The sequence below is a fragment of the Dyadobacter ginsengisoli DSM 21015 genome (genome assembly GCF_059568735.1).
This window is the reverse complement of the sequence record NZ_JCANTY010000001.1, coordinates 731706-754045: the sequence shown is the minus strand read 5'-3', so window position 1 is coordinate 754045 and position 22340 is coordinate 731706. Positions and strand designations below refer to the sequence as shown.

Below are 22340 nucleotides of genomic sequence, written 5' to 3'. Positions count from 1 at the left end.
CCGCGGACCGGAAGTGAATGTCCGCGTTACAAATTAAATGGTCGAAGCCGGTGATTTGGTGTGATATGGGTCACAATTTCAGGCTTGCCGTTCCGATTGGTACAAACGGCTGAGTGTCTCGCGTGATACGCCCAGGTACGCGGCGATCAGCTGCTTAGGTACGAGCTGGTACAACATCGGATATTGTGCCAGCAAGGTTTCATAGCGTTTTTTGGCATCATTGTTCATCAGGCACAGCAATCTCCGCTGGGCAGCCGCGTACCCCCGGTTGGTCCGCCAGCGAAAGAAGTGATTGATTGCAGGTAGCTCAGCGCAAACCTTCTCCCGGTCTTCCGCGGAAATGGAGAGTAGTTCGACATTCGTCACACAATCCACGTTCACCGCGGCCGGATGGTGGTTGTACAATGCATCATAATCCGACGCCCACCAGGTAGGCATTGCAAATTGCAGGATCGACATTTTGAGCTGATCGTTCAGAAAATAGGTTTTCAGGCATCCGTCCAGTACAAAATATTCACGGGTCACGAGGTCTCCCTCCCGGATGAGCATCTGCCCTTTCCGGAGCGATTCATGCTTGAAACATGCATAAAAACCGTCGAACTGCGCATCGGTCAGTTCGACGGTCCTGGTAATATGGTCTTTAAGAATCTGCCTGGCATCCATCGTTGGTATTTTAATGCCGAAAGATACTGCATATTCCGTACCTACGACGCGGCGACATTACCGATATTCCAACCAGGCCGTCGCCACGCAATCCTTGTCGGTTTTGAAGCGGACCCAGCGTGCGGAGAGACCCTGGAGAAAGTCAAACGAAACAGTCTGTCCGGGCTTCACACTGAAAGTCTTGTACGTCATCCAGGGACCATTTCCGACGGGATCGACTTCCATTGTAACTGTCACCGGATCTTTCGATTGCGTCGAAAGTTTCAGGTTCTTCCGGTCATAAAACCCGATCAGGTATGGATCCGATAACTGGCCCGCCTTGACGACCGTATTCTTCCACGGGCCGCCATTCCCTACCGGCTTACCCAGTTTCCAGAGATCATCGATGGCACCGGCCCACACCGCTGCTTTCCGGTCGTCGGATACCACGATGTGCCCGCTGTTCTGCATGGCTTTGGGCTCGATCCCCGTCATCACCAGCAAGCCGCGGTAAGATGCATAGTCGTGGATCCGCAGGTTGTGGGAAGATACCGGGCGAATTTTGGCATAACCGTCCGCATTCTCAGCCGGAAGCTCATAGAATGTTCCGTGGCAGTTGAACAGGTCGCGCTCGGTGGCAACTTCGCGGCAAATGCGCAATGCGCCCTGGTCTGTTAAGCCCGTGAATGCATTGTTGCCCAGCGGCAACCTCCAGCGGCGGCCCTTATCGTCCACAACCAGCACCGAAGATGCCTCTACACGAACGACTTTTTGCGGAATGGCAAACTTGCTTTGAATGAATGTCTGCATTTTTGAATCCTCTTTGGGTACCAGCTTCATGTCGCCACCCAATTCATAATAGCCGACGGCGGAAGATTGCGCATCGTTGAAATTCACGGCTGCCAGGCCCAGCACCCGACGGTTTTCACCCAATCCGTATAAAAGGCCACCGCTCACCTGCGACGCGTTCACTGCACCCAACCCTTTGAAAATAGGGTCTGAGACCGCACCCCGGGCATCGTCCGATGCGTACGAAAAATGCGCGGTCGCGGTGGTCGGCTGTTCGGGCCTGACCCGGATCCATTCTCCGGCTTCCGTTGCGGCAAACTCCGTCCGCAGCGCGCTTTGCGACTTGACGCTAACCGTTTTAAGTACAGTCCATTGACCATTTCCTGTTTTGTCCGCCTCAAACACAAACCGGACGTCGTTGTTACCATCATTCCGGATCCACGCCGCGCGGTGTTTCCAGCCGGCGAAAAGGAATGGCTCCGAGCTTTCACCGGCCTTTATTGCCTCATTAATCCAAACCGAACCTTCGGCATGATCAGGTCCGAGCTGGTCGGGTTGGCTCAGGGAAGTAAACCAGAGGTTGGAATTGGATTGACCAGGCCCTTCAATCCCGCCTTTCGCTTTTCTTTTGTTCAAAAACTCGCGCTGGGCCGAATCGTCACATCCGAAAACGAGTCCGTCGTTCCATCGGGTAAAATCACCGATCACTTTCAGATAAGCAGACCTCGGGCGGATACCCGCATTGCGCCGCGAGGTAAATTGCGCGGGAAATTTCCAGAACATGCCGTGCATTGTCATCAGGTAATCAGGCTTCTGCGCCGTACCTACGTTGCGGATGCGCGGCCACTCGGTGTTCCAGCCGTGGGCACCGTCGTAGCTATGACTGGCTTTAGGCAACCTGAAAAACGTCCATTTCCCATGATCACGCACGCCCAACAGCACCGACTTGTGGTCCCAGCCCGTGGCCCAGATCGGATCGGTTTCGGGATTTTTGTTGCCGTAAATGCCCCCCGGACCCGTTACCTCCACAAACTGATTGCGGCGGACTACCTTCCAGGTCTTCCCATCCCATTCGGAAAGTGAACCCGATTCGATATCAAACTGTATTTCGGCCTTGCGTCCGGGTTCGCCATTATTGGAATATACTGCCACGCCCTGTCCGGAGTAGAAACCCTTCCCGTGTGTGCCTGGCAGCAGTCCTTTCGTCTGGTAAGTCGCTTTGCCCGTCTCCTTGTCTTTTTCGATATTACCATCTTCGTACAGCATCTTCGGCGCCAGGGTTTTCACGTCTACTTCATAAAAACCCTCTTCCATCGTACCATAGAGAATCTTTTTTGCCGGATCGGTCAGGTGCCGGGCGTTGCCAGTATGTCTGCCGGGCATGGCTTTGTATGGAATAGCACGTACATTTCCCTGCTTGTCAATGGCGTAAGGACCAATAAAAAGCTGATTGCTTTCGGAATGGATCATCCGGTTTGCGGGTGTACCGCCTATGCTTTCCGGTCTGATGGTTTGTTTCAGGTCCGCCGAGATCTCGTAAAGTTTATCCGACGATCCGAAGGGCAAATGCGGACCATAGGTGATCGCCCAGAGCTTGCCCGCCCAGGGCACCACGGCGCCCGTACCACATTCTCCTTCATTGTTATACATAGCCAGATGCGGGTAAATGCCACTGAAAGCGCGCGGGACCTGTGCCTGGGTGATTGGTGTATCAAACAGCCATAAAAACGCCAGCGCAACTCCTATCAGGTTCTTCTTCATTCAAAAAATAATTAAGTTAAAAATCAGCACTATGAATTTCCTGCCAGTGCGGGAAAGTTTAAATCAGTATCCGGTATTCTGGGTTACATTCGGATTTACACGACGCTCGACGGCCGGGATGGGCCAGAGGTACTGACGTGTTTTGTCAAAACTGCGCTGGGCTATCGATTTGACATCCGCGCCAAAGCCCGTGTAATCGGCAACACCATCCTCATCGATGGGCGTAATGCCGGGAAACGGCCATTTGGTGCGGTTCTGGGCCGCCGGATCAGGCAGTCCGACCACTGGTTTTGTCAAAATTTTCTCGGCAAGCTTCCAACGGATGAGGTCCATATACCGGAGTCCTTCCCGCGGAAATTCTACCCTTCTTTCTCTGCGCAGGATGGTCCGGAGCGCGGTTGCTTGCGTGGAAGTGATAGCCGGATAGGCGTTGGTTTGCTCCACACCCACTCCGTAGGCCCTCGCCCGCACCTGATTGATCGCGTTGAGGACGCTCCCATCGATCTCGCCCAGTTCGATTTTGGCCTCGGCATAGGTCAGCAGGATTTCCGCGTAACGGATGATCATCGCGTCATTGTCTTCCACGAGCCGGTCGGGCCAGGTCTGATCGATGCCCTTTTTCCATAAAAATCCGGTAAAACTGGCAAATGATGCCACCGCACGGCTGTCTTTGTTGGGAACCCTCCGGTTTTCCTTCGAACTGAATACGGTCAGTGAATCGGGGTGCGGCATGTAGTTGTAGCCCAGCCATTGCGTATTGAACTCCACGATGGTGGCGTTTAGCCTGGGGTCGCGGTTTTTGAATGGATTTTTGGGATCATACAATGCCGATTCGTCTATAGGCTTTCCATCGGTGCATTCGTAGGCGTCCATCATGTCACGCGTGGGCAGCTGGGCGCCGTAGCCGCCTGCATTGCGGGAGATATTGTCCTGCACATAGCCAGCCCCATTGAAAACCTGCTGCTTTTCGTCGCGCGGAATGCTGATGATCAGCTCCCTGCTGGTTTCGCCGGCTTTCAGAAACAACTGGGAATAGCTGCTGTGCAAAGCGTAGCTGGCCTCTTTCAGATCCATGATGGCCTTCGCGGCATCACGCGCCAGCGCCCATTTACCTAAATACAAGGCGGTACGGGCTTTGACCGCCAATGCCGCGCCTTTTGTGAGCCTTTTGGTTTCTGCCGCTGCATAGGTTGCGGGCAGGTTTGCTGCCGCAAAATCCAGTTCACTGAATACGAATTCGAGGATTTTGTCCTGACTGGTCCGCGCAATGTCGTAGGATTCTTCCAGCGTTACCGGGTCGGTGAGAAAAGGGACGTCACCGAAATGCGTGATGAGCCTCGCGTATTGGTAAGCTCTGATGAGCCGCATCTCTGCTTCCAGCCGCGTCATGACCACCGCGGGCGTCACGGCCGCAGCACGGTCTTTGTTGGCCAGGAAGGAATTGGTCCTCGCGATGGCCCTATAGGAATTCAGCCAGTAGGTCTGCACGTTGGCGTCATCAGCGGTCATGGTGCCGCCGATCACGGCATTGGTCAGCTGGCCTCTGTGCCACTCATTGTCGCTGAACAGTTCGTTGTCATTTCCCCAGAACGCAAGCCGGTAGAGGTCATTCACGGCCAGTTCCAGCTCGGTCTGGTTGGAATAGAAAGTACCGGTCGAGGCCTCTGAAAGCGGTGCCAGGTCCAGGGTATGGCAGCCGCTCATGCCTGCCAGGAGGAGTAATGCCGCAATTTTTTTCATATTGGTTAAAATCAAAGTGGGGAAGGAATAGTCATCAGAACCGGATCGTCGCTCCGGCCATAAACGTGCTTACAATGGGATAGGAATAGCTCGCCGACTCGGGATCGAGGTATTTCGGAAATTTACTGAGCGAGAAAACGTCGCTCGCTGACAGGTAAAGCCGCAAGGACTGAACACCCACCCGCTTCACGAGTTCCTGGCGCAATGTATAGCCCACCGTCAGGTTTTTCAGCCGGAAATAAGCGCCATTAAGCAGCCAATAATCCGAAAGGGCATAATTGGCGCTGTTCGAGGTCCGGGAGAGCCTGGGATAAGAGGCTCCACGATTCTGCTCCGGTGTGTTGTTATTACTCCAGAACTTACCTACCATATCCGAAGGCATATTACCGAACGCTTCGGCAAACGGCTGGGTTACCTCGCTGCTCAGCCTGGACAGCTTTTTGGCGATCCCCTGGAACGTGACCCCGAAATCGATGCCCGCGTACTCGGCGCGGAGGTTGCCGCCGTACAGGTAACGGGGCAATGCGCCTCCCAGCAGTACCTTGTCGTCGGTGGTGATCTTGCCATCCTTGTTCACATCCACGTAACGGACGTCGCCGGGCTTGGTGGTTACGTTCAGGACAGGCGCGCCATTGATCTCGTCCTGGGTCTGGAAAAGTCCGTTGGAAATATAGCCGAACCATTCGTTGTACTGGCTCCCATTGCGGATGATCTGATCCCCGCGAAACTCGGTGCCTTTCAGGTCGCCCACGGTGGACCTGGCATCGGAAAGGTTAGCGGCTACGGAGTAGTTAACTTTGCCCAAATGGTCTTTCCAGCCCGCTTCCAGCTCCCAGCCGCGCACATTCAGGGTACCGGCATTCTGGTTGGGTTTGTCATACCCGAGATATAGCGGAATATCGAGCGGCAGGAGAATATCTGTCGTCGTTTTTTTGTAATAATCGGCCGCCAGGGTAAGGCGGTCGTTGAGGAATGCCGCATCAAGACCGATGTCGGCGGTCCGGCTGGTTTCCCAGGTAATATTTTGAACTGCATAAACCTGCTGGCCTCCGCCCGTCAGGGGCACGACACTGCCATTCTGGTAAAACAATGCGCTGGAAAAGTCGATAGTCGCCATGTAGGGATAATAGGCAGGATTGCCGTCCTTATCCAGCAGCCGCTCGTTGCCCGCCATTCCCCAGGAGCCCCGGAGTTTCAGAAATGAGAGCCATTTGCTGCTTTTCATGAAATTCTCCTCGGAAAGGGTCCACCCGGCCGATACGGAAGGATAAACTGCCCGCCGGTACTGCGAGGCAAATCGCGACGACATGTCCGAGCGCAAGTTGCCCTGTATGAAATACCGGCTTTTGAAATTGTACTGTAATCGCCCGAAGAAAGAATGCAGTCCCGATTCATTAGCGCTGCCCGAATTGTCGCGTAACTCGGTGGAGCCGGAATTGAGGTAAGGAAAATCAGTCAGGGCGAAACCGCTCCGCGACGCACCCAGCGTATCCCTGGACCGATAGTTTTCTTCAAAACCCGCCAGGATATCCAGCGAATGCCCGCCGTTAAATTCCCTTGCATAATTGGCTAACAGCTGTCCATTGATGTTTACCCCTTCCGAGCGGCCTTCTGAGAGCACGGTGCGCGCCTGGTTCACGACTGTCCCGGGCGTACCGTCGGGATTGGCGAAGCGGATCTGTTTGGTGAAGTACTTGGTTTTGTCCAGATCAAAGACGGGCGCTACCAATGCGGTGAGTGTCAGCCCTTCAACAGGTTTAAAATTAAGCTGTATCCTGCCGCCGATCTGGTTGTATAGCTGCCGGGTAAAACCGCCGTTCCGAACTTGCGCCAACGGGTTACGTCCGTCCTTCCCGACCGCCAGCTGACCATTCTCATACACGTCGTCATAAATCGGCGGCATGACACGTGCTTCGTAAATAGGGTTATAGCGCGTAGGCGACAGCTCGTTTGCATTGCCCTCGTTGCGCGTCCGCTTGTAGAACACATCCAGGTTAACGCTTAGTTTGTCATTCACCTGCATATCATTGTTCACCCGGAACAGGTACCGGTCGTAAGAACGGTTGTCGTAAAACGCACCAGCACTCGCATAGCCCAGAGAGGCCTTGGTTTTGATTTTTCCGGAACCCATTGTAAAAACGACATCATGCCGCTGACGTGGGGCGTTTCGCCGGGTCAGGATGGACTTCTGCCAGTCGGTGTTGGGGAAACGATCGGGATTGACGCGGTTACTGTCGGCATAGGAAGCTATCAAAGCGTCCGGAAAAGCTCCGGTACTTGCTCCGTCGTTCACCGCCTGTTCGTTGAAATACCGCATATAGTCCTGCACGCCCACATATCCGGGCGTCGCGGTGGCGCGCTGCACGCCGTACTCGTAGGTGTATTCCAGGCCCCCCTGCCCGCTTTTCGCCCGTTTGGTCGTCACCAGGATCACCCCTGCCGCTCCCCGCGAGCCATAAATGGCTGCCGAAGCAGCGTCTTTAAGAACGGTGATATTCTCTACGTCGCCGGGGTTCACATTGTCGATACTGCTCACCGGCACACCGTCCACGATCACGAGCGGGCTGTTGGTGCCGATCGTGGTGATACCGCGTATCAAAATGCTGGACCCGGAACCGGGCGCGCCGCTGCTGCGCGTTACCGATACGCCGGCAACGCTGCCCTGCAATGCGTCGGATACCTGTAACGTCTGGCGACCGCCTACGTCTTTAGAGCCGATACTGGAAATGGCGCCTGTGAGGTCCTTCTTCTTCTGGGTACCATATCCGACCACAACCACCTCAGCCAATGCATTGTATCCCGGTTTCAAGGTCACATTGAGCACCGACTGGCTGCCCGGATCGACATCCTGGCTCTCGTAGCCGACGAAAGAAAAAGTCATGATCGCGGAGCCCTGATCGGGCAGCGCCAGCTGGTAATCGCCGTTCGCGTCTGTGACCGTTCCGCGTTGTGTGCCTTTGATCACGATGCTGACACCGGGCAGACCTTGCGAGGCCTCGTCGGTGACCTTGCCCGATACCTGCCTCGATTGGGCAAGCAACGGGCACAACGATCCCAGCAACAAGGCAAAGCCAAGTAGAATTTTTTGTCGCATATTTGTTAAAATTTAGGGTTTTGCGCCGGAAAGCGTGCTGGTCCGCCGCAGACTAAAAATTTGAGTTAGCAAATATAAAATTGCACAATACGGAGATTATTAAATCAACCTGACCAGTTCGTTATTCAGAATTATGGACAACTTAAGACATTGACATACAGTACATTATTGTATGAACACAACCCAGAATGGACAAGGCCGGGCCTGCATTTCAGACCCTCTAGATGAATGCTGCCAACGTGTGAGCGAAGCCTATGGCAAGCCCAACAGCACGGAATGGACCAACAGCGACTTCGTCAGGCTGAGCCATATCCTCTTCAAAAGAACCCACGTACAGATTAGTCCGAACACGCTGAAACGCATTTTCGGCAAAATAAAAACCGGCGACCGTTACTATCCGCAGAAGGCGACGCGCGACGCGATGGCCCTTTACGTCGGCTTTCCCGATTGGGATACATTCGTAGAAAAGCATGCGCTGGCACTGCATGCGGAAACGGTAATACCTGCGCTGGCATTGCCCCAACTTGTACCTGGCAGGACCATGCCTGAAACTCCGGTCCTGGCGAACAGAAGGATTGACCGTAAATGGCTGCTCGTCACGTTCGGCATTGTTCTGATCGCAGTGGCGGTAGTTTTATTGAAAAAATGGCAGGAGCCGGCTGCTCCGGACATTAAGCTGATTTGTAAAAACCCTGTCGGAGAAAACCCGCATTCGGCTGTGTTTGTATTGAGGAGTTTTGAAGACGTTGCCGACCTGGCCGGGGATTTCCTGATCGATTTCGGCGATGGCCGGAAAGTAAAGCTGAATGGCGAGGACAGCATCTATTCGCATTATTATGAGGTGCCGGGCCGCTATTTCGCCACGCTCCGGAACCACGGTACCACGATCGACAGCGCCACGGTTTACCTGCACACGGATGGCTGGACGGCCACCGCCAACATGATGCACGACACCACGCGGGTGTACCCGGTTGACGTGCCGGCTCTGTTCCGGAACGGGACCTACGGCGTCAGCGCCAAGGAGGTATCCCGCGCGGGCGTAGATACAAACCGAACCTTCTTCGTCGATTTCATCAATAGCCGGCCTACTGCCATCAGCGGGGACGATTTCCATCTGAAACTCCGGCTGAAAACCTCGCTCCCGCGTCCGGGCGTGCGTTGCTCGGAGGTACGCATCACAATTGGGGGCGAAGAAACCTACCACCAGATCGTGATCATGAAACCCGGCTGCGTACACTGGACCAGGATGCAGTTCTCCGACGTCCACCGCAACGGCTCCACCAGCGCCCTCGATTTCCTTGGTGCGGACCTCACCCACGGCGGAACCATCGAACTGAGGGTAAAAAACCGGCACGCGCAGTTGTTTGTCAACACAAAAAAGGTTTTTGAAACCACGTACAACCGGCCTTTACAACGTATTTACGGGTTAAGCGTGAAATTTGCCGGTATCGGAGCAGTGGAATCGGTGGAGTTAAAAGATGCGAAGGGAAAAGCGGCGTTTGATGGGAATTTTTAAGAGTGTCTGTGCAAAAAAATCAAAAGGGTATATTTTTATGTAATTTTCTTTTATATTAATTTAAATTATGTAAAATCAACCCTTTTGATTATGAAAAAGCAGCAGGTATTAATCGTCTCAGTGCTGATTTGCTTCGCGACAGTGATCTTTCCATTCGATCTGTCTGCTTTCTCGACATTTTGGCCGGTCGATTTTCTGGTCTATCAGAAAGACACGTTACCGATCCATTCCGAAAAGGGGGAACTAATTCCGAACAGCAACGAGCTATCCAATTTGCTAGGCGGACGCAACAGGAGTGACGGTACCAAATGCTATTCGCCGATACGTACCTACTGGGAGGTTCAGGGCAAAACGCTTTATCTGGTAAAAGTATCTTCCGATTGTTCTAACGAGCAACAAGTCCGCAACGGCCTGACCAAAATTTTCGGTGCCCGATATCAGCATGGCAAAGTAAAGGCGGACTGGTTCAGCGGGACGATTTTTGCATTAAAAGGACCTATTATTCCCATTAACTGGGCACCATATCCGGTTTTTGAAAATGAATTAGAGTATATTTTCTCCGAAGGCCGGCAGCAAAAGGTGGTAGCGCATGATAATTCAAAGTCGAAGGACTCTCCATACGCCCGGGAAACCAGAAAACTGACTGATTTCATCTATACAAACATCAGGTGGGACGAGATGCCTTTCCCCTCGGGCCAGCAAACCAAAGTCTTTGTCCGGTTTTCTGCAAATAAATTGGGCAGGATCGACAGTCTGACGGTCTTAAAGGGCATCAATCCGATGCTCAACAGAGAAGCGGTACGGGTAATTAAAAAGATCCCGGAGTGGTATGTGATATACCGCCACGGCAAGCATGACCGGCAAATATTCAATTATCCTATTGATTTCAGCGATGAAACGAGGAGAAAATATGCCCCCGGTAGTGGTCGCCGCAACGGTGTCGGACATCCTTAATGCACCCCCGATTCCGGGCCGGTTTCCATGGCAGGCTGCTTATCCCTCCTTACCTTTTTTCGGAAGTATCTCACTGCAAACGCCGCCAGAATGGCCAGCAATACAAATGGCCAGATCGTAACGAGGATCACGGCAAATACCCGCAAGCTTTGCCATCCATTGGAGAATGCCTTGCTGATCTCATGTGAAAATGAGGAAGTGGAAGGCGTTGACTTGTAAAAAGTGATGCGTAGCGTCGAAAATTGAACCTGGTCGTTCAGGTATTTCAACCGGCCCTCGCTGGCCTCTATTTCTGTCCGGATCTCGCCCATTTCCTTCTCGATTTCCAGTATGTCTTTCACGGTCGATGCCTTGTTCAGCAACTGACGATACCGGGCTTCGATTTCTTTTTTAGATTTAACCCTCGCCTCATGATCCAGGAAGTCCTCGGTAACGTCCTCGATTTCGATGGATCGTTCACGGAAGTCGGAAACGCCTTTCGTCGCCGAAGCAAGAAACTGATCGAAACGGTCTGTCGGCACCCGGACCACTATCTGGTAGCTGGTTTCGTCACTTCGCTTTTCCTCATTTTCCGATGAAATGTATCCGTTGAAAGCCCTGGCAGCATCCACGATTTGTTTTCTAACGCCCGCGGGGTCGTCCGTTTCAAATGCTACGCGACCATTTTTGATGAGCTTACGGGGCATGGTAACCGTAATCGTTTTCGGGGGAGCCTGCGCGGGCTCCTCGACGACATCTATTGGTTTTCCGAGATCCACCTCCATTGCAACATTCTTATCGGCAGGTTTTTGGGTACAAGCGGCTGCAAGTACTATCAGAATGCAAAACGCGAGACTTTTCATAGTTATTTTTATATTTAATTTTCTTAAATATATATTTACAAAACTAAAAAACAAACTTTATGAACTTCCATGATTAAAGTTGAATATCAAAAGGAAATTTACCCGCAGGAAGAGCACAATGACCAACGGAATCGCTGCTTGCGGATTTGTCTGATCCTGTACATTTTGTCCGGTATGCTGCGGGGATACGGGCAATGCTTTGATTGCATGGTGATCAGCGATTACCTGATTTACGGAAAAGATACCATTTCGCTGAGAGAACATTTGTTTGAATCCTACGCCCAGGGCCAGGAGTATCGGCTACGCCATTTGGGAAAACATTATAATGACAACCGGGAACGGATCTACTGGAAAATTGTCGGAGAGCAGGTCAAACTCATGGCTGTCCACAGCGGGCAAGCCAGCAAAAGCCAGATCGACGAGGAGCTTGTTATCCTATTCGGCAAAAATCTGGATAACGGACCCTTCCCCGTGCATTTGTCAGATCGGGACCTGCATGGTATAAGCGGACGGGCTATTTGCCGTGGCCTGGATATGTTTTTCATCTTTGAAAAAGAATGGGAGGTTGATTTTCGTAACGGGAGACTGGCCCGCATCGAGCAATTTAATAATTCCAAGTCACGAACGTCGGTCTTCTTCACTAACCCCACCTTGCTTGTAAATTTCGTTTACTCCACCATTAATTGGAACAACCTGCCTCCGCTCGCCGGCAGGGAAGGCCGGGTATCCATTGCATTTTCTGCTAACGATCAGGGTATTGTCGACCAGGCCGAAATTCTGAGAGGCCTGGATCCGGTTTTGAACCAGGAAGCAGTGCGCGTGGTAAAGCTTATTCCTGATTGGCCCGTCCTTTACCAAAGAGGCACATTTTCCCGCTTCAAATACAATCTTCCCATCAGCTTTACCGAGGAAATGCGAAGAAAATACCAAAAATAAAGCGCTATCTTTACAGCCTTATGTCATGGTCTGAAACTACATATCGCCCATCGTCTGACATTGCGGCCTGACGCCGGTCTTTTCTCTGTTACATCGGGAATGGCCCGCGTTTCTCCACTGCTTTGATCATTTTATCCCCTGCTATGCGCGGACAGGCGATGTTTTGCCCATAGCTCAGACTTTACAAACATGACATCATTATCATCTTATGGGTGGAATACCCATTTTGAAAATCATTTTGCCTCATACTCAACCCAAGGCCTCGACGCAGGGCGTGTCACGGCCATCGAAGGGTTCAAACACAGGCTGGTCACAGCCACCGGCACAATCGATGCATTGCTGGCGGGCACATTGCTGAATAGCCTCGACAACTGGGACCTCCCGAAGGTTGGCGACTGGGTTGCCTTCAAATCGTACGGTGACGAAGGGATTATTACAGGCGTACTCCCCAGACAAAACGAACTCAGCCGGAAAACACCCGGCCGCACCTCCGAAAAGCAGGTGATCGCCGTCAATATCGACTTTGTATGGATCGTGCAGGGTCTTGATCGGGATTTTAACCTGATGCGGCTGCAACGCTACCTTTTACAGGTGACCCAATGCGGCATCAGGCCGGTTGTTGTGCTGAACAAGAAAGACCTCGTCCCCGATCCCGAACAGTACCAGAAGGAAGTGATGGGCCTTGGCTACGACTGCCCTGTACTGCTGCTCAGTGCCGTTGACGAGACCGGTCTCACGCAATGGGCGTCGGAACACCTGTTGCCGGGCCTGACCTACGCGTTGCTGGGCTCGTCCGGTGTAGGCAAAAGCACCCTGCTCAATGCATTACTCGGTTACGATTTGCAGGAAGCTGGCGCCGTAAGCGATGCCAACCGGAAAGGGAAGCACACCACCGTTTCCCGGAACCTGGTGCTCCTGCCTTCCGGCGCTATGCTGATCGATTCGCCTGGTATGCGGGAATTCGGATTAACGCTGGAAGCCGGTGACAACGGCATCCAGCTCCATCCTTTGCTCGGCACGCTCGCTTCGGAATGTCGGTTTGATGATTGCAGTCACCAGCACGAACCAGGCTGCGCCGTTGCGGCGGCTGTCAGAAGCGGAGCGCTGCCGCGGACGGTGTACGAAAGCTATCTGAAACTCGGGCGTGAGCAGGCGCATTACCAGGGCAATGCCATGGAGCGCAAAAGGACTGAAAGACAGTTTGGAAAAATAGCCAGGCAGGTGGTCGAATTCCGGAAACAACGCAAGTATTAGTTGCATAAATTCCTGTCAGACGTCGTGAAAATGCCCCCAAGAAGTGTTCCGCTTTTTGGGGGCATTGCAAATCCGGCGTTAGTTATGGCTTGGGTTTTCGGAATTCGATTCCGCCTTCCTTCATGACGAATTCGACGTCGAAAAGAGACTTACGGAAATCCCCGGTCAGGTCACCATTAAATACCGCGATATCCGCATAAGCATTTTCCCTGATCACACCGATCTGCCCTTCCATACCCAATATCTTCGCTGCATTGGCGGTTGCTGTTTTGATCACATCCTCTACCGGCATCCCCGACTGCCGGTAAGCGTCGATCGTTTCTTTTGCACTCTCTCCCCGGCTGGTACCGCCGTCCAGATAGGCATCGGACCCTGCCACGATCATCACCCCGGCCTTCCTGATCTGCCCTACCCATTTCCCGAAGCTTCCTTCAAAATCTTTTCTCAGGTCCTCCATTTTGTATTCGATATGCATGTGGTCCATGTATTGAGCACGAAGTTCGGGGGTAGCATAAGTAGGCACAGCATAAATCCCTTTCTGGGCCATCTTTTCCAACGTGGCATCCTTGAAGCCGTAGAGGTGCTCCACGCCGTCCACCCCTGCTTCGATGGCGGCGTGCACGGCCCAGTCGCGGTCACAATGCGCGGTGACTTTCACCCGCTCCCGGTGTGCGGTTTCCACGATCACCTTCATTTCGTCCAGGCCCAGTGCGAGCCTGTCACCCACTGCGAGGATCTTGATCACATCGACGCCGCGCGCAATATGCTCCCTGACGGCCTTCCGGGCTTCTTCCACCCCACTTACCAGCGTTTGCTCCGACCGGGCAATGTGATCAAACTCCTTGATAGGGATACCCGCCGAAAGCTGGCCGTCCATTGAGCCGATGATCGGGCCGGAAACGAACATACGCGGCCCGCTGATATATCTCTTTTCGATGGCCCTGCGCATTTCCACATCCAGATACTGGCCCGAGTTACCCACATCCCGGATGCTTGTAAAACCGGCCGCCAGGTAACTTTTGGCAAAACCTGCCGCGCGCAGAATCCGCTCTTCCGACGATCGCATGACCGCATCCACCGCTAACGTTTCCTGTAATCCCTGATTGGTGAGCAAATGGGTATGGGCGTCCACCAGCCCGGGAGTCACCGTCCCGCTGCTGAAATCCAGTACCTCGGTATTCGGCGGCGTTTCCAGTTTAACCCCCACTTTCACGATCTTTTTTCCACGCACCAGAATCTGCTGGTTCCTGATAAAAATGTTTTTCTCCGAGTCATACAGCTGACCCGCTTTAATGAGGTAATGTTTCTCGGGAGATTGGGCCATCAGGGCAGTGGCGCTCAGAATGGACAAAAGAGTGGTTTTACCGAAAGTCCGGGAAATTTTGAAAATCATAAAACAGTGTAGTCAGGTCCGTTGAATTGGTAAATAATGAAGAAATAACTGCCGGAATCTACGGAATTAATACTAATGGTGACATTCCTTTGACCCCGATCTTAAAGAAAAAGAGGAGCAGGCACTCCTCTTTTTTCAAAAACTACAATGAAATCATGTCTGGTTACAGACAGAATAACAAAGTAGCGACAGGTGTTTCTCTAATGACTATACGCCTAGCTGGTTATTAAACGGGTCAGTTGTCGCAGAAGAAAAACACAAAAAGGTTCGACAAAGCGATGTAGAGGCAAAGGGGAATAAAGATGCGGTTATCGTTTCTGGCAAAGGTCGTATCCCTGACCCGCTTGGTAATGCCCACATACCGGAAATCACCGATCACCCGCGCACCAAAAACAATGCCGGTGCCCAGCAACCCATTCAGCAGCAACCTGCTTTCCAGATTGTTATAGACATTCCCGATCTGGATCAATGCAAAGCCCATTAAACCGGCAGCGACCACGAGCGTCATGCCTTTGCCCGGCATAAAAACCCTTGCGCCTTCCGCACCGGGGACTTGCGGGAGTACCTGCGCTGCTGCCCACTTCCCGCCCATTGCCCAGTACACATGCAGGAGCGACAGCAGGATAAAAATCAATGCATTGATAATCAGAAGCGTATCGCAAATTATAGCCATATAAACGATTCACCGGCCTGGTTTGAAAGCCAGTTAGGCGCAATATAATCCGCAATCACTAAAAATCAGCCCCGACTTACTCAATGAGGCCGGGGCTGACCTGTACTACTAATATCCGGGATTCTGAACGATCTTTTTGTTCTGGTCCACGACCGGTTGCGGCACCGGGTTCATGTACATTTTTTTGGTAAAAACATGCGGGTGGTTGAGCCCTACCACCTCGTACACCCATTTGCCCTTGTTGTCATTCGGCGAGGTGTTCGTGATTTTCATTCCGTGGAAATCCTTGTTCATGACGTCTTCGGCAATTACCCAGCGCACAATGTCGTAAAACCGTTTTGTTTCGAAACAAAGCTCGACACGGCGCTCGCGGCGAATGGCCTGGCGCATGGCCTCCTTCGTCAGGCCGGCCGGCAACTCGGAAAGATTGGAACGCTTGCGGATCGCATTTACGGCCACATACACCGATGCATCCGGTCCTGCCGCTTCATTCTGTGCTTCGGCGTAGTTCAGCAAAACCTCCGCATAACGGTAGTACACAAAGTTCTGACCGCTCGCAGCCCCGCCGCGTGGCTTCAGCGGGTTGATTTTCTTTTTGAAATAGTAACCCGTATTCCCTACGTCATCGGTACCAAAATCGATCTGGTTTTTGGAGGGCTTTACTTTATCGATCCGGGTGTAAATGGTGTCGGTTTTAGCCATCCAGTCCTGCTTGTAAGGCGCGCCGTCGTACACAATGAAGTCGTAGAAACGCTTTTCACGGTTGACGTATGGCTTTTGAGGGTCGTAACCGGATGCGGGGTCTGTAATGGCCTTGCCGTTCGCCATCGCAAACTGGTCTACCAACTCCTGCGTCGGGCAGTAATTACCCCAGGTATAATACACCCCGTCGATCCAGACCGGCCCGCCGTATTGTTCGTAGTTCGATCCCATGATCACCGACACGACCTGCCGATCCCAGATCACTTCCGAATTGTACTCGTTTTTCTCCCACCAGAATGCATTCAGGTCGGCAAAAAGCGCATAATTGCCGCCATAAGTGTCCATAAACTGCTTATTGGTCGCTGCGGCCCGCTCCCAGCGTTTGGCATCGAAATTACCGAAGCCAACCAGTTTGTTGGGATCAGCTCCCGCTGCGGGCGTCGCTGCATTGAACGCCGGACTTGCGGCATACAGTTCGAGCCAGCCTTTCAGCGCCAGGGCCGCACCGAGTGTGGCGCGACCAGCGTCGGCATCGCCATTGTTGTACTTCACAGGCAATTGTTTGTTGGCTACGATCTCCCCCAGTTCTTTGGTAATAAATTCAAAGGTTTCTTCAAATGTGTTCCTCGGCCTGTAAAGTTCTTCCTCACCCATAGTCGTGCGGTCCAGCACTTCGGTAATGATCGGCAGGCCGCCCAGGTGCATGAAAAGCTCGCTGTAATAATAGGCGCGCAGGAAACGGACCTCGTCAATCCGCTTTTTGCGATAGGCTTCCGAAAAGTTGGCGGCGTTTTCAGTCACTCTCTGGATGTACAGGTTGCATTTCCGGATTTTCTGAAAACCTGCCGCCCAGGAAGCATAATCGGTAGCATTGGCATTGGCATGATCCATCGGCGTACCATTGTTCACCGCCGGATCCACGATCCCCTGCCGCCAGCTGTACGATTTCCAGTAGAAACCGGCATCGTTGTCGTCGGTAAAATTGTCGAGGTTATCCGGCGAGTTCCATTTGTTGGACAGCGACGTGTAGATGTCGTTCAGGAACAGGTCCGCATTGCCTTCCGATGTCCATTGCATTTCGTCGGTCAAACGGCTTTTGTTCGCATTGTCGAGGAAATCCTCCTCGCAGGACGTGGAGCAAATGCTTACGCCCAGTAGGGCCAGTAAGGCGATATGTTTTATTTTTTTCATTGGTTCTGATATTTTCCTATGATTTTGTCGGATTGTCTTCCGAGCGTCGTCGAAGGGTAAGGGCACGATCGCACGGCCCTTCGACCGCGGCGACGGCCGTTTCACTCAGGATGACAGCAACGTCGGGTTCTTTGATTTGCAAATCATTGTTTGTTAAATCAAAATGTCACATTAAGCCCAAACACGTAAGTCTTCTGGTTCGGGTAGGCCGTTTCACGGTCCGTGTAACCCACCTCGGGATCCATGAATTTCAGCTTACTCATCGTGAGCAAGTTTTGTCCCGACGCATAGACCCGGACATTCTGGATGCGCAATGCTTTCACGATGTTTTTCGGGATCGTGTAACCAATGATGGCGTTTTTGAGCCGTAAATGCACCGTGCTGGTCATCCAGAAATCCGACAGCTGCGTGTTGTTCGCATAGGGTGCCTGGGTTGCCCGCGGATAACGTGCGTCCTGCGTCTGCGGGGTCCAGCGGTTATCGTAATACTCGTAACTGGAATTGCTATTGTTATTATTGAACGGAATCGTCTGAAACTGACGGATATCGAGGCTGGCCAGGGATGAGCCCTGGAAAAACAAGTTCAGATCGAAGCCTTTCCAATCGGCGGTCGCATTCAAACCGTAGGTCAGCAGCGGATACACCGGCTTGCCGATCACGACTTCGTCGTTCGAATCGATCTTGCCATCCGGTACACCCTGGGGGCCGCTTACGTCCACATACCGGATATCGCCGGGGCGCAAAACCCCGAACTGGGTCACATTATAGCCATCCGCCGCGTTGATGAGGCCGTCGTCGTTCTTGTCGTCCCCGGTGCTGAACAGCCCGTCGGTTTTATAACCAAACTGCGTGCCCAGTGCCCGGCCTGTGCGCCTGCGGTTCGGATTGTTGCGCGTCGCGGCGGTTTCGAAGACCTTGATCATCTTGTTTTTGGCAAAACTGATATTGCCATTGATCCCCAGCCGCAGGTCGTTCTGAAACCGGTAATTCGTCCCCAGGCTCAGCTCTATCCCTTTGTTTTCCATAGTGCCGCCATTTTCATCGGCGAGCGCAAGACCATATTCAACCGGCACGCTCACTGCGGGTGGCAACAGCATTCCAGTCCGTTTTTCGTGGAAATAGTCGGCCTCGATCGTGAGCAAACCCCTCCATAATGACGCTTCCAGACCGATATCCGTTTTATTGGAAATCTCCCAGGTAATGTTTTTGTTGGCCTCATTGGGCACTACCGCCCCCTGCACCATGGCTCCCGGACCGAATGCATAGGCATTACCATTGAGGTTATAACCCGTCAGGTATTGAAATGCCGTTCCCGCCAGGTTCCCGGATTTCCCCCATGAACCGCGTATTTTCAGGTTATCGACCCAGTTAAAGCCATTTTTCAGAAAATTCTCTTCGGAAATTACCCACCCCACCGAGAATGCCGGGAAGTATCCCCAACGTTTGCCGGGTGCGAAATAGTAATGCCCGTCATACCGGCCCGACGCTTCGAGCAGGTACTTGCCCGCGTACGCATACCCTACACGGTACACGTAGCCGATCTGACTGCCGGTTGAAGAGGTTCCTCCGTTGTCGAAATCATTTTTATTGGAACTACCCATATTCAGCTCGTCCACATCCACGGCGAAATTGTTGCGGCGTGCGGAGAACAATTCATAAGTGTTGTTCCGTGCCTCGGCCACGAGCAAGCCGGTGAAGTCGTGTTTGCCAAACGTGTTGTGGTAATTGAGATATCCCTGGTAAGTAAATGTCTGTGTTTTGATAAACTGCTGCGCCAGCCAGGAGAATGCCGCCGCGCCGCCTTCCGCTGTGGAGATCTCGCGTTTGTAGGTGTATGGCGTTGTGGTCAGGTCCTGGGTATAGTAGTAGAATGGTTTGTGGTACCCTTTCTTGGTCCGTTGGCTGGGGTCGTAACTGAATGTCCCTTTAATACTCAATCCTTTGATAAACGGCAGGCGCTGTTCGATCGCGATCGTAGTCAGCAGCGTGTTGTTTCCGTTTTTGGTATAACCCGCATTCAGCACACCCACCGGTGAGTTACCCGCAAATTCCCCCCAGAGACCATTGCTGTAATACAATGAACGTATCGGAATGTACTTAAATCCGTTGCGAAACAAGTTCCCGGCCGACACCGCGGTGTCCACCGACGAAATACGCTCCACCGAACCGATCAGCGATAACGATACCGTCGTTGTTTTGGTCGCCTCCGCGGTGAGGTTCATGTTGTAGCTGTAACGCATGTACTTCACCGGATCGAACATCCCGTTTTGTTTCAGAAAGCCCAATCCGGTCTGGTACTTGATGCGCTCCGAGCCCCCGCTGAGCTGCAAGGCATAGTTCTGCATGGGCGCATTCATGTTTACAAGCTCCTTGGTGTTGCTGATCGGGTATTTGTCCGGATCTTCACGATTCAGGTTCACGTAGTTTTCCACCAGGTCAGTCGCGAAAGGGAGCTGGGTCCCGGTGGGATTTTCATTGAGATAGGCTTCGTTTTTAAGCCGCATATAATCCTGGGCGCCTAGCAGCTTGGGGTAGTAGGTCGGCGTTTGCGAGCCATAATAGGCATTGAAACTCAATGTGGGTGCTCCGGCAGCCCCTCTTTTAGTAGTGATCAAAAGCACGCCGTTGGCACCACCCAAGCCGTAGGGTGCCACGGCGGCAGCGTCCTTCAAAACTGTAACCGTCTCAATCGAACCCGGGTCGATCTGGTTGATATTGTCGCGGATCACCCCGTCGACCACCACCAGTGGCTTGTTGTTACCCGTGGTACCGATACCCCTAATATGGATCTCCGGCGAATCCGAGCCGGGCTGCCCGCCGTTGGGGCGCATGCTCACACCCGCCACGCGGCCGGCAATGGAATTGGAAATGTTCGGCACAGGGTTTTCGGCAATGTCACTGCCTTTTACGGCGGCAATGGCGCCGGTTAATGTCGATTTCTTTTGGGTACCATAACCCACAACCACGATCTCGTCCAGCGCCTTCGTGTCGAGCGCCAATGCGACCGACAGGTCGGTGCGGTTGCCCACAGCGATTTCCTGCGACAAATAACCCACAAAAGAAAAGATCAGGGTCGCGTTCTCATCCGGCACATCGAGCTGAAACTTGCCGTTTACGTCGGTCGTGGTGCCGCGCTGCGTGCCTTTGAGGATGATACTCACACCCGGGAGCGGCTCGTTGGTTTCGGGGGTGGTCACAGTGCCCTTCACGGTGCGGTCGGCAATAGCGATGCCCGGGACAGCCGCAGGTTCCGGCAGTGCGCCGGTTTTGCGTTGCGCCCGTGAGAGCAGGATCTGATTGCTCCGCACCCGGTAACTGATATCCAGAGGCGCCAGGAGCCGGTCGAGTACAATGGAAAGCTTTTCCTGCCGTGCCTCGATGGTTACCGCCCGGTTCAGGCCGACAAGGTTGCTGCTATACGCAAACTTTACCTTGGTATCCTGTTCCAGGCGGCTCAATACTTCGTTGAGCGTCACATTTTTCAGCTCTAAGGTCACATCACGGTTCAGCAGTTCCTGTGCGGGCGCATGACTGGCCAGCGCCATCACCGAACAGAAGCTGATTAATAATAACTGGTAGAAAGTCAGGCGCATGATCCGGAGTAGCAATCCATGCCAGGGATGAAAAGGTTTTTTCATAATTTTACATTGACTGGGTGAAATGTTAGAAAATAACAATCCCGCCAGGCCTGCCGTCCGGCAAGCCTGTGAACCACACGTTCGAGGGAGGTTTTTAGTCAGTTACCATCAGGAGTGTCGCAATCACTCCTGATTTTTTTGACCAAAATGTAGAGGTTGGTGGTAATTATGTTTTCATAGATTATTGATTTACGGTTTAATAGTACGATCTCAATTCCCGGCGTCACCCAGGCACAGCCACACCTACCGGCAACCATCCCCGCTGAACGTTATCCGGTCCCCTTCCAACCGGTACGTGCTGCCCAGCAGCGTATCGATCATGTCCAGGATTTCGGGCAGGCGTTGTTGCGAGAAATCCACTTTCAGGCGGCATTGGGCCAGATGCGGGTCAGCGAAATCGATCTTCACATGAAAGGTATGCATGAGCCGCCCGGCAACTTCCGTCATCGGGGTTTCATCGAATACCAGCGAAGCCGACTGCCAAAGTTCCTTGTCTGCCTCTGTCTCTTTTACCTGCCTGACCGTGAGCTGCTTTGATTTTGTTTCGAAAACCACCTCCTCGGCTGGTTTTAGCACGACTACCTTTTGCTTCTTCGCGTCGCTCACCTGCACACTGCCCGTCACAACGGAGATTTTGAAGGTAGGGTCCCCTTTGAGGGCACGCACATTAAAGCTCGTCCCGAGCACCTTCGTCCGCATGTCGCCCGAGCTGATCATGAACGGGTGCGCCGGGTCACGTCTGACGTCGAAAAAGGCCTCGCCGGAAAACCGCACAGCCCGCTTCACAAATGTCTGGGCATAACGCAACTCCGCGCCGGGATGCAACCAGACCACTGTGCTGTCGGGCAGCAGATAGGGAATAATCTTCGCCTGCCGGTTTGCGAAGGAGACTTCCCCGGGCACGGCCCCGGGCGTTTCAAGCGCTACACTGACCGGCTTTCGATACATCCAATACAAAATACCCATCCCCAGTAGCAAGACGGCCGCAATGCGGCCTACGTAATTCCAGATGCTCACGGTTGGGCACACCGGAACCTGTGGTTCGTTTCTTTCCAGTTCTGAGCGGATGCTGCGATACAGCCGGTTTTCGTCGGCGTCAGCAAAAGGCTCCTCCGCTGGAAAATCCAGCTGCTGATACCATTCATTTACCTGCTTGCGCTCTTCCTCGGTGCATTGGTTGGTGAGGTACCTTTTAAGGGTTTCAGGGGTCATGGG

14 protein-coding genes are annotated in these 22340 nt (G+C 52.9%); 4 read left to right on the top strand and 10 right to left on the bottom strand.

The annotated features are described in order from the left end of the window. Window positions 1-78: 78 nt before the first annotated feature. From BP71_RS02485 to BP71_RS02470, 4 genes are all read right to left on the bottom strand, one after another. The gene (locus tag BP71_RS02485; protein WP_496376249.1) at window positions 79-663 is read right to left on the bottom strand and encodes a Crp/Fnr family transcriptional regulator; all 585 of its coding nucleotides are present in this window, start codon (window positions 661-663) and stop codon (window positions 79-81) included. A gap of 57 nt (window positions 664-720) precedes the next feature. Continuing rightward, window positions 721-3192 carry a hypothetical protein gene (locus BP71_RS02480; RefSeq protein WP_496376247.1) on the bottom strand — a complete coding sequence of 824 codons (2472 nt, stop codon included), beginning with the start codon at window positions 3190-3192 and terminating at the stop codon, window positions 721-723. 63 nt (window positions 3193-3255) lie between these two features. Next, window positions 3256-4932 (bottom strand): RagB/SusD family nutrient uptake outer membrane protein, encoded by a 1677-nt coding sequence (locus BP71_RS02475; RefSeq protein ID WP_496376245.1) that lies wholly within the window; start codon window positions 4930-4932, stop codon window positions 3256-3258. Window positions 4933-4966: 34 nt separating this feature from the next. After that, window positions 4967-8026 (bottom strand): SusC/RagA family TonB-linked outer membrane protein, encoded by a 3060-nt coding sequence (locus tag BP71_RS02470; RefSeq protein WP_496376243.1) that lies wholly within the window; start codon window positions 8024-8026, stop codon window positions 4967-4969. 172 nt (window positions 8027-8198) lie between these two features. On the opposite strand from BP71_RS02470, the gene BP71_RS02465 reads away from it, so the two are divergent. Together BP71_RS02465 and BP71_RS02460 are read left to right on the top strand one after the other, a co-directional pair. Continuing rightward, entirely contained in the window at window positions 8199-9542 is a 1344-nt protein-coding gene (locus tag BP71_RS02465) for a hypothetical protein (RefSeq protein ID WP_496376241.1), read from the top strand. A gap of 90 nt (window positions 9543-9632) precedes the next feature. Next, complete coding sequence (locus BP71_RS02460; RefSeq protein ID WP_496376239.1) at window positions 9633-10496, top strand: energy transducer TonB family protein; 864 nt, start codon at window positions 9633-9635, stop codon at window positions 10494-10496. Here the strand turns inward: BP71_RS02460 and BP71_RS02455 are convergent. Continuing rightward, on the bottom strand, window positions 10493-11338 hold the full coding sequence (locus BP71_RS02455; RefSeq protein ID WP_496376237.1) for a DUF4349 domain-containing protein: 846 nt from the start codon (window positions 11336-11338) through the stop codon (window positions 10493-10495). The genes BP71_RS02460 and BP71_RS02455 overlap by 4 nt on opposite strands. Before the next feature lie 69 nt (window positions 11339-11407). Here BP71_RS02455 and BP71_RS02450 point away from each other — a divergent pair, with 69 nt between their 5' ends. Both BP71_RS02450 and rsgA read left to right on the top strand, forming a co-directional pair. Further along, window positions 11408-12274 (top strand): energy transducer TonB family protein, encoded by an 867-nt coding sequence (locus tag BP71_RS02450; RefSeq protein ID WP_496376235.1) that lies wholly within the window; start codon window positions 11408-11410, stop codon window positions 12272-12274. Between the two features lie 189 nt (window positions 12275-12463). After that, the gene (gene rsgA, locus BP71_RS02445) at window positions 12464-13528 is read left to right on the top strand and encodes a ribosome small subunit-dependent GTPase A (protein WP_496376233.1); all 1065 of its coding nucleotides are present in this window, start codon (window positions 12464-12466) and stop codon (window positions 13526-13528) included. Between the two features lie 82 nt (window positions 13529-13610). Here rsgA and BP71_RS02440 read toward each other — a convergent pair whose 3' ends face one another. The 5 genes from BP71_RS02440 to BP71_RS02420 form a co-directional block, all read right to left on the bottom strand. Then, a complete protein-coding gene (locus BP71_RS02440) occupies window positions 13611-14921 on the bottom strand; it encodes an amidohydrolase family protein (protein ID WP_496376231.1) in 1311 nt (436 codons plus the stop codon). A gap of 235 nt (window positions 14922-15156) precedes the next feature. Continuing rightward, window positions 15157-15594, bottom strand: a complete 438-nt coding sequence (locus BP71_RS02435; RefSeq protein ID WP_496376229.1) for a DUF3995 domain-containing protein — start codon at window positions 15592-15594, stop codon at window positions 15157-15159. A 108-nt stretch (window positions 15595-15702) separates the two neighbouring features. After that, on the bottom strand, window positions 15703-17487 hold the full coding sequence (locus BP71_RS02430; RefSeq protein ID WP_496376227.1) for a RagB/SusD family nutrient uptake outer membrane protein: 1785 nt from the start codon (window positions 17485-17487) through the stop codon (window positions 15703-15705). 158 nt (window positions 17488-17645) lie between these two features. Beyond that, window positions 17646-21125, bottom strand: coding sequence for a TonB-dependent receptor (locus BP71_RS02425; protein ID WP_496376225.1), 3480 nt, complete (start codon window positions 21123-21125; stop codon window positions 17646-17648). Window positions 21126-21368: 243 nt separating this feature from the next. After that, on the bottom strand, window positions 21369-22337 hold the full coding sequence (locus tag BP71_RS02420) for a FecR family protein (RefSeq protein ID WP_496376223.1): 969 nt from the start codon (window positions 22335-22337) through the stop codon (window positions 21369-21371). Window positions 22338-22340: the final 3 nt, after the last annotated feature.

Coding starts and splice junctions, on each gene's coding strand:
- BP71_RS02440 (WP_496376231.1), bottom strand. CDS start 14,921: ATGATTTTCAAAATTTCCCGGACTTTCGGTAAAACCACTCTTTTGTCC.
- BP71_RS02480 (WP_496376247.1), bottom strand. CDS start 3,192: ATGAAGAAGAACCTGATAGGAGTTGCGCTGGCGTTTTTATGGCTGTTT.
- BP71_RS02420 (WP_496376223.1), bottom strand. CDS start 22,337: ATGACCCCTGAAACCCTTAAAAGGTACCTCACCAACCAATGCACCGAG.
- BP71_RS02455 (WP_496376237.1), bottom strand. CDS start 11,338: ATGAAAAGTCTCGCGTTTTGCATTCTGATAGTACTTGCAGCCGCTTGT.
- BP71_RS02470 (WP_496376243.1), bottom strand. CDS start 8,026: ATGCGACAAAAAATTCTACTTGGCTTTGCCTTGTTGCTGGGATCGTTG.
- BP71_RS02430 (WP_496376227.1), bottom strand. CDS start 17,487: ATGAAAAAAATAAAACATATCGCCTTACTGGCCCTACTGGGCGTAAGC.
- BP71_RS02450 (WP_496376235.1), top strand. CDS start 11,408: ATGATTAAAGTTGAATATCAAAAGGAAATTTACCCGCAGGAAGAGCAC.
- rsgA (WP_496376233.1), top strand. CDS start 12,464: ATGACATCATTATCATCTTATGGGTGGAATACCCATTTTGAAAATCAT.
- BP71_RS02460 (WP_496376239.1), top strand. CDS start 9,633: ATGAAAAAGCAGCAGGTATTAATCGTCTCAGTGCTGATTTGCTTCGCG.
- BP71_RS02435 (WP_496376229.1), bottom strand. CDS start 15,594: ATGGCTATAATTTGCGATACGCTTCTGATTATCAATGCATTGATTTTT.
- BP71_RS02475 (WP_496376245.1), bottom strand. CDS start 4,932: ATGAAAAAAATTGCGGCATTACTCCTCCTGGCAGGCATGAGCGGCTGC.
- BP71_RS02465 (WP_496376241.1), top strand. CDS start 8,199: ATGAACACAACCCAGAATGGACAAGGCCGGGCCTGCATTTCAGACCCT.
- BP71_RS02425 (WP_496376225.1), bottom strand. CDS start 21,125: ATGAAAAAACCTTTTCATCCCTGGCATGGATTGCTACTCCGGATCATG.
- BP71_RS02485 (WP_496376249.1), bottom strand. CDS start 663: ATGGATGCCAGGCAGATTCTTAAAGACCATATTACCAGGACCGTCGAA.